This is a genomic window from Vibrio taketomensis, from assembly GCF_009938165.1.
Lineage (GTDB): Bacteria > Pseudomonadota > Gammaproteobacteria > Enterobacterales > Vibrionaceae > Vibrio > Vibrio taketomensis.
In genome coordinates this window covers 338,841-351,050 of record NZ_AP019650.1, presented here as the reverse complement: position 1 = coordinate 351,050, position 12,210 = coordinate 338,841, and the positions used below count along the sequence as shown (strand labels likewise).

At 42.5% G+C, this 12,210-nt stretch carries 7 protein-coding genes and 3 pseudogenes; 5 read left to right on the top strand and 5 right to left on the bottom strand.

The genetic code is table 11. The features are described 5' to 3' along the window. Nucleotides 1-106: 106 nt before the first annotated feature. The 3 genes and pseudogenes from Vt282_RS15300 to Vt282_RS15290 all read left to right on the top strand — a co-directional run bounded on the left by Vt282_RS15300 (nucleotide 107) and on the right by Vt282_RS15290 (nucleotide 1,974). Nucleotides 107-882 (top strand): annotated as a pseudogene (locus Vt282_RS15300) (AraC family transcriptional regulator). A gap of 69 nt (nucleotides 883-951) precedes the next feature. Then, nucleotides 952-1,665, top strand: a complete 714-nt coding sequence (locus tag Vt282_RS15295; RefSeq protein ID WP_232055276.1) for an AzlC family ABC transporter permease — start codon at nucleotides 952-954, stop codon at nucleotides 1,663-1,665. Next, nucleotides 1,662-1,974, top strand: a pseudogene (locus tag Vt282_RS15290) (AzlD domain-containing protein). The gene Vt282_RS15295 and the pseudogene Vt282_RS15290 overlap by 4 nt, the downstream one beginning before the upstream one ends. A 60-nt stretch (nucleotides 1,975-2,034) precedes the next feature. On the opposite strand, the gene Vt282_RS15285 reads toward Vt282_RS15290, so the two are convergent. Next, complete coding sequence (locus Vt282_RS15285) at nucleotides 2,035-2,649, bottom strand: fumarylacetoacetate hydrolase family protein (RefSeq protein ID WP_162063930.1); 615 nt, start codon at nucleotides 2,647-2,649, stop codon at nucleotides 2,035-2,037. Nucleotides 2,650-2,795: 146 nt separating this feature from the next. Continuing rightward, nucleotides 2,796-3,781 (bottom strand): annotated as a pseudogene (locus tag Vt282_RS15280) (porin). A gap of 523 nt (nucleotides 3,782-4,304) precedes the next feature. On the opposite strand from Vt282_RS15280, the gene Vt282_RS15275 reads away from it, so the two are divergent. Both Vt282_RS15275 and Vt282_RS15270 read left to right on the top strand, forming a co-directional pair. Beyond that, the gene (locus tag Vt282_RS15275; protein WP_162063929.1) at nucleotides 4,305-4,838 is read left to right on the top strand and encodes a prepilin-type N-terminal cleavage/methylation domain-containing protein; all 534 of its coding nucleotides are present in this window, start codon (nucleotides 4,305-4,307) and stop codon (nucleotides 4,836-4,838) included. Between the two features lie 105 nt (nucleotides 4,839-4,943). Beyond that, on the top strand, nucleotides 4,944-7,358 hold the full coding sequence (locus tag Vt282_RS15270) for an ATP-binding protein (RefSeq protein ID WP_162063928.1): 2,415 nt from the start codon (nucleotides 4,944-4,946) through the stop codon (nucleotides 7,356-7,358). A 355-nt stretch (nucleotides 7,359-7,713) separates the two neighbouring features. Here Vt282_RS15270 and Vt282_RS15265 read toward each other — a convergent pair whose 3' ends face one another. The 3 genes from Vt282_RS15265 to Vt282_RS15255 form a co-directional block, all read right to left on the bottom strand. Then, nucleotides 7,714-9,384: a BCCT family transporter gene (locus Vt282_RS15265; RefSeq protein WP_162063927.1), complete on the bottom strand. Its 1,671-nt coding sequence runs from the start codon at nucleotides 9,382-9,384 to the stop codon at nucleotides 7,714-7,716. A 189-nt stretch (nucleotides 9,385-9,573) separates the two neighbouring features. Continuing rightward, entirely contained in the window at nucleotides 9,574-10,287 is a 714-nt protein-coding gene (locus tag Vt282_RS15260) for a 3'-5' exonuclease (protein WP_162063926.1), read from the bottom strand. 28 nt (nucleotides 10,288-10,315) lie between these two features. After that, nucleotides 10,316-12,199: a DUF294 nucleotidyltransferase-like domain-containing protein gene (locus tag Vt282_RS15255; protein ID WP_162047908.1), complete on the bottom strand. Its 1,884-nt coding sequence runs from the start codon at nucleotides 12,197-12,199 to the stop codon at nucleotides 10,316-10,318. Nucleotides 12,200-12,210: the final 11 nt, after the last annotated feature.

Sequence of the window (12,210 nt, the reverse complement as noted above, 5' to 3'; positions counted from 1 at the left end):
CATCGCAAATATGCGTTAGTCTAGTGGAAGCAATATTCGCAAGGGGTGCGGAAGTGAACGACGAGAAAACATTTAAAGAAAAGTCACTTTTCAAGTTGCCAATGAATTGGGTGGCTTGGAGTTTATTGACGCAAAGTACAAAAATCAGAACTTCTCTCGTCATAGCCATGAAGGATTTACCATCGGGGTCATCGAAAAAGGGGCGCAACGTTTCTTTCGAAATGGTGGCAATCATGTCGCTCCCCAAGATAGCATCATTCTTGTAAACGCCGATCAAGTCCATAACGGACAAAGCGCCACGGACGATGGTTGGAGTACAAGGCCATGTATCCACTACCCGAACAATTTGCCCATTTAACTGAAGGAATAACGACGACTAATTCTATTCCCTATTTCCCTGAACCTGTGGTCTATGACCCGGAAATGGCGCAACAACTAAGGCTAGTATTTAACACCTTAGAGTCATCAGACAATCGTCTACTCAGGGAGACGCTCGTTTATGGGACCTTAGTAAAACTGATGAGTCGACATGGTAAAAAACACCCGCATGTCGAACAGCCCAAACGCACAAAGCAGCAACTATTGATCGCTAAAGAATTTTTAGATGATTTCCCGCAAGCCGATGTTTCTTTAGAAGAACTAGCGAAATTAGCAAACTTGAGTGCTTATCATTTTTCACGCTCATTTCAAAAAGAATTTGGCTTTCCACCGCATGCTTATCAAGTGCAATCAAGATTGCGATATGCCAAACGACTTATGAAGCGAGGCCATTCTCTATCTGATATTGCCCAAGAATCTGGATTTCACGATCAAAGCCATCTAAATCGTCATTTTAAACGTGCGATGGGTGTGACGCCAAAGCAGTACATGTCTTCTCTGTGAGTAGCAATCAATAGATCCGCAATTTTGTACAATCGATACCCATTGGGTGTCTCTAACATGGAAGCTCTAATGCTAAGTTCAGAAGTACAGGTTATGCCAAGTCGTTATCATTTATTTATGCAAGGCACTGTTGCCATGATTCCGCTCAGTATCGCTGTCATCCCGTGGGGATTGCTCGCTGGATCCTATGCTATCGAATCAGGCCTTACTGCCTTTGAGAGTCAAGCGCTCTCGGCAATTCTATTCGCAGGCTCTGCTCAATTGGTTGCAACAGGAATGATAAAAGCGGGCGTGGGATTAACTACCATGTTACTCACCACACTCTTTATCACTTCACGCCATTTTTTATACAGTGTGTCGATGCGTGATCGCATTGGTAAGCTACCACTGAAGTGGCGACTCGCTTTAGGGTATTTGCTCACCGATGAGCTCTTCGCAATTTGTGGTAACCAATCGGAACAAAGGTTTGAACCATGGTATGCCCTCGGAGCTGGTTTAAGTTTCTATTTATGTTGGAACCTAGCAACTTTGGTTGGAATTGTTGCTGGCAGCTATATACCTGCCTTGAATGAACTCGGCCTCGAATTTGCGGTAGCCGCAACGTTCATCGCATTAGTAATTCCGAATATTAAGAACTCACCTACCCTCGTGGCTGTCGTGGTAGCGCTGATCACTTCCGTCGCACTCAATCTGATTCAATTTGAAGGTGCGTTAATGGTTGCCAGCATCGGCGGAATGCTGGCCGGCTACCTAACTGAGCGAATGACAAGGAGCAGCCAATGACGATGCTTGCAATTTTAGCGATGGCGGCACTGGTCTTTTTCAGTCGCTACGTTTTTAGAACCCAAATTACCCCTGCGGTTAGCACCTCAACTGCAAGCTATTCTGAGTTATTCAGGGCCTGCGGTTTTAACGGCGATTCTCGCGCCTATCGTATTTGCACCAGAAGGCGAACTTTGGATTTCTCCTATCAATCCATATTTGCTCTCTGCCATTCTGGCCGGGTTAATTATCTATAAAACCCATAATGTATTGTTCACGACCGTTCTGAGCATGGTGGTTTTTTTGATTCTCAATAACTTAGTATTTTAACGCCACCTTAAACGCAAAACGCCAGCAATAAGCTGGCGTTTAAACTAAGATTCGGTTGTATTAATGCGCTAGCCACTCAATTTCAATTAAAATCTTACCGGCATGAATTAGACGCCCAAGGAACACATCCCCTTGTTGAACCTCACCCACACCTTTCGGTGTGCCAGTCATAATTACATCACCATCACATAGTGTGGTGTAGCTTTGCAATTCGCCAAGAATCGTTTGCGGTGAATACATCATCTGTCTCACACCACCACGTTGCACTCGCACACAATTAATAAACAACTCGATTTCGAGATCGTCGATGTTTAAACCTTGCAGCGAAACAAAACGGCTGAATACCGCAGAGCCATCGAAGGCTTTTGCACGCTCCCATGGTAAACCCTGCTCTTTAAGCTGTGATTGCAACTGACGTTTTGTTAGATCAAGACCAATACCTACAGCTGAAAACTGCCCCTTGTTAACGACAAAACAGATTTCACCTTCGTAGTGAATGGGTTCTTGCTGAAATGCATGCAAATGGCTAGAGATAGCCGTCGAGGGTTTGTTGAATACCACCATTTGTTCAGGAATTGCATTTTCAAGTTCTTTGATATGGTCGAGATAATTGCGCCCCACACAAAGTACTTTGGTCGGAAATACCGATTGGTTTTCAACAGTTATTGATTGCATATGTCATCCCTGGCAAATAACAGAAGGCACATTCTAGCCAAAGATTTGCCCAATCAAACATAATTTACCAAGTAATGTAAAAAACTCAGAGCTTGCGCTCAAAAGCAAACTCTGAGTTTATTCAGGAAGACGTTGTCAACAAGCGATTAGAAGAAGTAACGAGCACCAATTGAGTATTGGTCGTTCTCTTCTGCTCCAATATCGTTGCCCAAGTCAAATTGATAAGCAGCAAAAGTGACGAATCCCGGAGCTACCGTGTATTCAAACTGAAGCGCGGTTTGGCTAAACTGTGTCTCATTCGCCTTATCGTCTTCTACTGCTTCGTAAGTACCGATAATATTCAAGCCATTATCTAAACCAAAAGCAACAATCGCTTCATACTGACTTGTATCCTTTAGCGAGTTGTAGAAGTATTCGTTACTGCCGTACACCAAAGCAGCGAACAAACCTTTACCATAATTACCAAAGTTTGCAGCAAACATGTGGGATTGCGCATTTTCATCTTTACCGCTAATGGTTACATCACCACCGCTATACACATAACCTAAGCCAAAACCAGCAAATTCAGTGCTAATCGCTATTTGACCACGTGTCATAGGTCGATTCCTGTTGTCCTTGCCAACCAACACCAATGTTGAATGCTACGTCGTCAGATACTTGCAGTGTATTACGGTAACTTACCATTCTATCTGCACGCGCTGAGCCAAGATTTCCTTGGTTTGCGTATAAGAAATCATTACCAAACGCAATCGGTTTATCAGCTACACCTGCAACGTCGTAATAAGGAGACCATTGTGTCCCGACAACCAAACGTCCAGCCTGTTCATGCGTTGCGCCAATATAACCAAGACGAGTAGTAAATGATGTATCACCACCATCTAAGTAATCTAATGCCCATTCACCTTTGGCATCAACTGTAACACCGTTACCGATTTCTTTTACCTTCAATATTCAAACGAGGAGAAATTTGATGAACCTCTACTTCCGTAGAACCATATTCACCCACACCAACATCTACATAACCGCCAATTGCTAGAGAAGTACCATCACCACTATATACTTGCGCTGCGTATGCACTACCGGAAGCAATAAAAGTGGTTGCCACTGCCATGGCTAGATTTTTCATTTTCATCTTTATATATCCATATTCTAGTTACTGGTTAATTGGGTTAGGAAATATGTCCTTCCTTTGTTCCCAAATTAAAGCTAGTAATAGAAACGTAACTTTCAAATTGAAAATGAAATAAAATTTCAATTATTTAGCAATAAACAACAACTACTAACAATTTAACAAAAATAAATCATTGTTTTATTTGGTTTTATTTGTGAAATATACGACGTACGATATAGTGTGACAAATGTCACATATAGAGATTTTGTTAATATTGTGATCTGCATTTAAACCATTTATAACGCTTAACTTTATTCAAACAGTGAGTAAATGGTGCACCTACTAATCGTCAAATTTTGTAGTGAACTTTCGTAAACAAAAACTCGTCTATTCCAAAATAAAAAATCTCATTCTTCTCCAAGTCGCAATGCAATGCCATACGCAAATAAGTGTGTATTTGATCGTGTAGTCATCCATGTGACGTAGACTCTCTATGAGCATTCCACTCTAATTGCCGTACATATATCCAATAAAACAGACTACGATGTCTTCACTTCGCTACATTCGCCCTTCTCAGCATCTTCCATTTCCTTTCAAAGGTAGTGGATTCACACTTATTGAGATGCTATGTGCCATTTTGATCATTGCCATACTTGCTGCCAGCGCTTCCTATACCTATTTCTCTTTTAAAAAAGACGCGAAAGTAGCGGCATTAAGAGGAGCAAAAGACGCACTAGCGACTATTAATATGGAGGTTTACACGAAAGCGCTATTACAGAACGAGGAAAGCCAAAGCAGTAACATCAAGAATATCGATATTAACAACGATGGCATTGATGATTTAGCGGGTCATTATGGCTTAATCAAATTCGTCACAGACGCCAATGCACTCGCAGGGATGGGAGAAGACTTCATCGTAAGAAAATGGTACGGCGTCGATAGTCCAAGCGAACCTTACTTTTTGATCGGTTACAAAAACGCGACACTGAACGACCGTAACAAATGCTACTTCGAAGTTTATTACCCTGATAACACTTCTGGCAATATACAATATCGCTTGGTTGACGATGACTGCTAGTCTTCACTGATGCATCAATTTGAACATTAACAACGACCGAAAGTTAGCACTTCGGCAAACTTAAGCTAGGCTTTGATTAATAAACAAAATATAAGAATCAACGTCATGGCAAAACTGAAACAATCCATTCGCTTTCAAATTATTCTGGCAAGTACCTTAATTTTAGGGCTAGTGATTAGCTTTGCCGCGCTCAACCATCACTATAAGACGCTTGAATCTGAGCTGAGGCAACTTCAGAGTGAGATTTCCGATTCGAAAATCAAAATGCTGCAGATCCGTCGCAGTGAAAAAGACTTCCTTAGCCGAGTTGATAACAAATATATTTCGAAAACATCTGATCAAATACAGCAACTTAAACAAAGCTTTGTTGCTATTAATCAGTTAGCGCAAAAGCATCAACTTGACTACCTATACTCGTCGCAAGATATTATTCGCTCTCTTAATAAATACAGTGAAACATTCAATCGACTTGCCGAGCAAACCATTCTCATTGAAGGTACGAACAAATCTGGATTGATTGAAGATTTTAAAAATACTTGGTTTGACTTAGAAAAAGTGATGCTCAATAATTCAAATCCTGCATACAAACAGGTCATTTTGGATATTCAAGAGAGTAGCTATTACTTTTTCCGCACGTTCAATCCCGAGTACTTAGTAAAAGCACAAAACCAACTGTTTGAACTCACCTTTTTATCCGCCAATGACAATGCTCAAGTAAAAGCACGTGTGCTCGCTTTTCAGCAAAAGTTCAACCAGCTGCAATTAGCCTATCAAACCATTGGCTACGACCATAATTCCGGTTTACATGGCGCATTACGTTCAGAAATACATGATGTCGAGAATGATCTTGCCAAACTTCATCAGCAAATTCCTATCGCAATCAAATCTAAACTTGAAGCCATCGATAGCAATCTACATACACTCATCATCGCATTGGTTGCCACTTTAGCCCTTATCTTAGGTTACGCCACTTGGTCGATTGCTCGGTTAGAGAAAAAGCTCGTTGAATCTGAAGAGCAAGCTAACATAACCAATAAAGCAAAAAGTACTTTCCTTGCGAATATGTCACATGAAATTCGCACCCCACTAAATGGCATTATTGGTATGGCGCAGATTATATCTGACACCACCTTGACGCCAAATCAGCGTGACTACCTACACGCAATCGACACTTCGTCACAAACTCTTCTGATGCTGATTAATGACATACTCGATCTTTCCAAGATCGAATCTGGTCACATTGAAATCACCCCTTATCCATCCGATGTTCGTGATGTCGTGTACGACACAGCAGCGATGATCGCAGCAAAAGCGACTGAAAATAACGTGCAGCTCAATGTGGACATCGCGCCTGATGTCCCGTTCCAGGTCAAACTTGATGAGCATCGTTTGAGACAAATTCTTATGAACTTAGTGTCAAATGCAGTCAAGTTCACCAGTGAAGGTAAAGTCACACTCTCCATTGAAACGCGTATGGTGGGGAGAGATTGTGAATTGACATTCTCTGTGCGTGATACGGGTATAGGTATCGAGCAAAGTAAACTCGAAGATATATTCAAACCATTTAAGCAAGAAGATAGCTCGACGACTCGTAATTTTGGAGGAACTGGGCTTGGCTTGAGTATTAGTACCCAGCTCGTCGATTTGATGGGCGGCCAACTTAAAGTTGAGTCTCAAAAAGGTGTCGGTAGCCGTTTCTATTTTACACTTCCTGTTGAAGTCCTAGACCGAATTCCTCGCAAGCAAGCAACCGTTGCCGAACATGTCTGTGTTATCTGTGAGCATCAACAAATCCGTGATGACGTTGAGCAATCTCTGCTATTTTATGGCATTAAAAAGGTCACACACGTTAGTGACATCGCCCATAGCGTCGACGCCGATATTTTCTTCCTGTTTCATAGTAATGATCAAACTACGCTCGCTCACATCAACAAACTGCATGCTCTGTCTCCATCAACACCTATTATCATCATCCAGACCTTCTTCTGCGTTGGTTTCAATGATGAAGATAAAGTGGACGGTATAATTAAATATCCAATTCTAGGGTCGCGCTTGATTGAAACCATAACGCAATCTAAAGAAGCGCTACGGGAACGTATGCTTCATTACAGCGCAAAAGTTCAAAATCCGAATGTTGAACCAAACAGAAACGGACGTGTGCTTATCGTTGAGGACAATAGTGTCAACCAGCAAGTTGTCTCGCTATTTCTCAAAAAGGCGCACTATGAATATGAAATAGCAAACAATGGACTAGAGGCTCTCAATAGAATCAAGCAAGGTGAGAGATATCAGATGCTACTTATGGATTGCATGATGCCGGAAATGGATGGATTTACCGCGACCCAAGAAATTCGCAATCACGAGCGTCAGAATAACCTCCCGTCCACGCCAATTGTCGCGTTAACTGCAAGTGTGTTGGATCAAGACATAAAACGCTGCCTTGAAGTTGGTATGGATGACTACCTAGCGAAGCCACTTAAAAAAGATAAACTTTATTCGATCTTAGAAAAGTACATCTAAAAACTAGCTGAATACTGCATCTAGACATTTAGTGCTACACTAAAGCAAAATAAAACCACCACACACTTAACATGTAGCACGCCAATATGTAAATGTGATGCTTATCAATTAACACTTAACGAGATGGCAATCGCTTTTCAATATTTTTAGATGCCGAATTAATACTAATTCATGATTGATGTTTTACAACGTGGCTATAAGGTAGTAATTTAAAGATACAGAGTTAACACAAACTCAACACAAAATTATTAGATACACCTTTGCTTGTCATCTGGAATTCCGTAGTTTTGCTTGACCTACGGATAAAAAAGAGCCGCTTTTAGCGGCTCTTTTGACATCTACATATTCGTTTCTATTACGCAGCTGCTTTTTTGTCTTTCTTCACTTTCGGTCTTGGTTCATCCATCAAGCCCTTCAATAGTGATACTGAAGCCACCAGCAATACGATGGTAAATGGTAGACCAGTTGTTACGGCCATTGCCTGAGCTGCCGCCAAACCGCCACCTAGCAATAGTGCAATCGCGACTAGACCTTCAAATGTACACCAGAACACACGTTGTGGTGTTGGTGCATCAACTTTACCGCCAGCAGCGATAGTATCGATAACCAAAGAACCTGAGTCAGCAGATGTAATGAAGAACACGACGATGAGGACAATACCCACAATCGAAGTAATTTCAGCCATCGGCATCACGTCTAACATCATAAACAGCTTTAATGGTAGATCAGCATTAAACACAGCTTGATAGCCATCATTGACGTATTGGCTGATCGCTGTACCACCGAATGCTGTCATCCAGAAGATACAAACCGTTGATGGAATAAGAATGACACAAATTACAAACTCACGAACTGAACGGCCACGAGATACGCGCGCAATAAACATACCGACAAATGGTGACCATGAGATCCACCAAGCCCAGTAGAATGCAGTCCAACCTTGTGAGTAATTGACGTCTTCACGCGCAAACGGCATCGACAATGCTGGAATATTTGCTAAGTACGCACCAATATTCTCGAAGAAACCAGTGAAGATCGCCAATGTCGGACCAACCACTACAACGAACAATAGCAGTAATGCTGCCACGCCCATGTTGATCTCAGATAGACGTTTAACACCGCTATCTAAGCCTGCGACAACTGAAATCAGAGCAAGCGCCGTAATGATAACAATCAGCACAATTTGTGTGGTATCTGTCATCGGTACGCCAAACAAGTAGTTTAGACCTGTTGCCGCTTGCGATGCACCGTAGCCAAGTGATGTTGCTAGACCAAATACCGTCGCAACAATCGCAAGAATATCGATGATATGACCAGTCCAACCCCATACTCGCTCACCAAATAGCGGGTAGAAGATTGAACGCATCGTTAGAGGTAAGCCCTTGTTAAAGGTGAAAATTGCTAAACCTAGCGCTAACAAAGCGTAAATTGACCAAGGGTGTAATGCCCAGTGATAAATAGTCGCCGCCATACCCAGTGCTGAAGCAGCATCAGTATCACCAGCAGCACCACCTAACGGAGCCCAGTCAGTACGCATGCCATTTTCGACAGTAACACCGCCTAATGCTGTACTAAAGTGCGTCATTGGCTCTGATACGCCAAAGAACACCAAACCGATACCCATACCAGCAGCGAAAAGCATCGCTAGCCATCCCGCATAACTGTAGTCTGGTTGTGCCTCTGTACCACCAATTCTTACACGACCTAAAGGGGTAAAAATTAGGATCAAACAGATAAATACAAAAATGTTGCCAGAGCCAATAAAGAACCAGTCTAAGTTGGAGGTTAGCCAGTTACGCAGCCCCGCAAAAAACGGTTCTACTTGCTGTCTAAAAAGAAGTGTAAATACGACAAAGAGGATTATCGCCATGCCAGAGATGGCAAATACACGGTTGTGAATATCTAAACCGAATGGACCAACTTTTAGTGCTACGTTATCTTGACCGATTTGGTAATCAGTGTCGATTGCGTTTACCTTGCCATCAGGACGTTGGATACCACCATTATTTTCATTTTCAGTGCTCACGTAATATCTCCTTCAAAAACGTGACCATTTATAAAGTTTTATTATTCTTGTTATTAGAGCAATGGGTTCTTAATGATCCCATCACCCGAAAATAATGAAACTACTTACATATCACATCGCTGTGACACGCAAAAATGATAAGTGCAAACACAAAATAATGCACTTATTTTTTACCTGTAAATAACAGATTTACTGCAAAACTACCGAAAGTGTCGCGTCATCCGCAAAGTGATGTTTTATTTGCGCTTGCAAAAGTTCTGCCGTTGCTAACGCATCAGTTAATGCATGATGAGGCTGATATGCTGGCAAACCATAACGTTCACGAGCTTTACCCAAACGCACCGAGCCTGGCTTTTTACGTTTAATCCAATTTATCAATCCCTTACACTTCTCTCTCTCAATCGCATACTCAATATCTAGCGTATCCACAACAGGAAATTCAATCCCCTCCCCGATACAATTGAGCAGCGCTTGATTAAAGAAATTGCGCTCAATATTTTTGTAATGCACTACCACAATTTTGCCAGCCAGTGCTTGCAACACGGACTCCAATATCTGCTCAAGTTGGGGGGCATTTTTAACTTCAGAATCGGTAATACCATGAATCACGACCGACTCTTCGTTGAGTTCTCGATTCGGGTTGACCACCCAATGAGCAGAACCACGGCAATAGATACGATTTAACGTGAATGGCACTAGTCCAATAGTCAAAATGGCATCATTTTGCGCATCTAAGCCGGTCGTTTCAAAATCTACCGAAACAAACTCTACTTCATTAAGAGGGGTGCTGCTCAGGGCTGCCCCCTTGGCATAAAAATCCTTGAGGCGTTGATCTTTCGCTGTTTCCGCTAAATGCTCGAAACGAGCGGTCCAATTCGGCACCATAGATGTATCAATCAGCATACTAGCTCCTTATTAGCCATTATCAGCCTCACTTAGTGCTGCTTCGTTGATAACGGAACTTAATAAAGCTCTGAGCATTGCTTAGAATTTGGAATGCCGCTTTTAAATTACGACGCTCAAAGTCAGACATATGCTCTGGTTCGATGTTATTGTCAGGCTCATCGCCATTTTCAATATCTAACGCCTGGTGGCGAATTCGCACCATATAGATCAGCTCCATCGCATCTTTTAAATCTATACCACGACCTTTAGGTAGAATGCCGGCGTCATTAATGTCATCTAAACGTTCGAAAGAGTTTTGCGCACGTGAACCAATCGCCAAGGCATGCACACGAATTAAGTCTGCCATTGGTGCGGTGCCGCGACGTTTAAGGTTGATGGAGTTTTTATGACCACCATCTTTTTCCATTACGAAGTCTTTAAAGAAGCCTAATGGCGGTGTACGACGAATAGCGTTATAGGCCATCGCAGCTAAGAAACGATTGTTACGTTTCGCTCGGCGGACAATAAAACTGCTCAAATGCTCTGCCCATTTAACACGGCCATAAACGCCCAATAAATCAAAGAAAATCGAGCTATTGAGTAAACGTTCCGGGTTTGGATTGTCAATCCAGTTGCCAAAACATTCTTCCCATTCAGCGCGAGTTTTGCGCCATTCTGGGTTGGTTGCCATGATGCCACCAGTGCAATATGAGTAGCCGCAAGCCGCTAAACCATCACACACAAATTTAGCAAATTGCTCAAAATATTCACCATGCAGCTTTTCGTCATAGGTGTTATCAAGGATCAAAGCGTTATCTTGGTCAGTGACAATTAATTGCTCATCACGGGCCATTGAACCCATCGCTACCAAGCAATAAGGGATAGGTGCTGGACCAAATTCAATCTCAGCCAATTCAGCTAAGCGCTGTTTAAAGCTACTGCCGATAACTGACATTGCGCGGCCGACCATATGGGCGTTAGCATCTTCACTCACCATACGTACAAAACAGTCTTTCACCTGCGCTGCAACCTGCTTGAGGTCATCGACCGTGGTTTGAGTAAAGATAGAGCTGACTAACAACAAACTGCTTTGCGACTCGTAACGAACGATATCCGTCATACCAATCACACCCACAGGTTTTTTATCTTTGAGTATTGGCAGATGGTGGATGTTATAACGCAACATGGTTAGCATGGCTTCAAACACATAAGCGTTGTAGTCCAACGATACCACGTCCGTACTCATTACTTCGCCGACCGTTAAGTTCGTTTCAATACCTTGAGCAATCACGCGAATACAAAGGTCACGGTCAGTCAAAATACCAAGTAGTTGGTCGTCATCTTCTTCAGTAATTTCTTCTGCGGGGCGCACAATTAATAGCGCGGTGACGTTTTCTTCCGCCATCAAATTCGCAGCTTCTTGGATCGTTGCTGTGCTTTCCAATAGAATTGGCGCACGATTCAATATCTTGCGAGCTTTTGCCGTGGTGAAATCATTATCCTGAGAAGAGTTTGAAACCGCAGTGCGTAAGCGCGCGCTATCTTCTAGCTCCATGAAATCCGCAAAATGCTCTGATTCATCACAAAGCTCGACAAACAATCGCTCGGGAATGCAATAGACCAAGGTATCTGAGATGGCTTTAACTGGCATACGAACACGGTTGTTCATCAACAACCCCATCTGACCAAACATACCGCCCGCATCGATACGGTTGTATAGCTCACCCTTGCGACGAAAGACTTCAACAACACCACTGCGAACGACATAAAGATCGTGGATTGAGTCTCCAGATTTTAGTATGTCTGTACCCTCTCGGTAATACGCCACCTCAACATTGAGGGCGATTTCTCTTAACCTTTCTTCTGGTAATTCATCAAAAGGCGGGTACTGGCTAATGAAATTAAGGACTTCTAACTGCTCAGCTTCCATTCTTATTAATC